Source organism: Oleiphilus sp. HI0123 (assembly GCF_001635315.1).
In genome coordinates, this window is sequence record NZ_LWGE01001692.1 from 1 (window position 1) to 732 (window position 732).

Below are 732 nucleotides of genomic sequence, written 5' to 3' on the forward strand. Positions count from 1 at the left end.
GTAACGGAGTGATCTGTTACATCACGCACGCCACTTAGCTCAGGAACAACCTCCAACAAACGCTTTTCGACACCGTCCTTCAAGGTAATTGAAACTGCACTACACCCCTGACAACCGCCACCGAAGCGAAGTACCGCAATTTGATCTTCAGTTATTTCAACAAGTGATACATCACCACCATGCGATGCCAAACCAGGGTTAATATCCGTAACAAGAATATAGGTGATACGCTCTGACAAGCTGGAATTTTCATCTATCTTTGGCATCTTGGCATTTGGCGCTTTAATTGTCAGCTGGCCACCCATTTTTTCTTCTGCGTAATCTACAAATGCTTCATCTAGAAATGGAACGCTTTTCTTCTCGAGGTAAAGTTTAAAGCCTTCTAGCTCCATCACTTCATCGTCTTCAACGATATCTTCAGGCTGACAATAGGCCAAACAGGTCTCGGCAAATTTAGTGCCTGGCTGAGTAACAAACATTCTAACGCCCATACCATTTGACTCCTGATTAGAGACAAGTTGAGCGAGATAATGTTGAGCTGATTCGGAAACAGTGACCATAATGAAGTAAGCCTCGATGAAATTATTTGCGCATATAATACGGGTTTTGGACTCTGGGATAAAGACTTAGTAAAATACTCAGGTAATCGTTTTATACTCACGCTTGTGTGAGAGCAGAAATTGTCAGGTTTTTAGATATTATTTTCTATATCAAAATATTTCAATATACTTT

Annotated in this window: 1 protein-coding gene; it reads right to left on the minus strand. The window is 40.8% G+C overall.

Translation table 11 applies throughout. From position 1 onward, the window contains the following. A partial coding sequence (nfuA, locus tag A3761_RS22930; RefSeq protein WP_231881294.1) for a Fe-S biogenesis protein NfuA occupies nt 1-563 on the minus strand: 563 nt, incomplete at its 3' end. Nucleotides 564-732 lie beyond the last annotated feature (169 nt).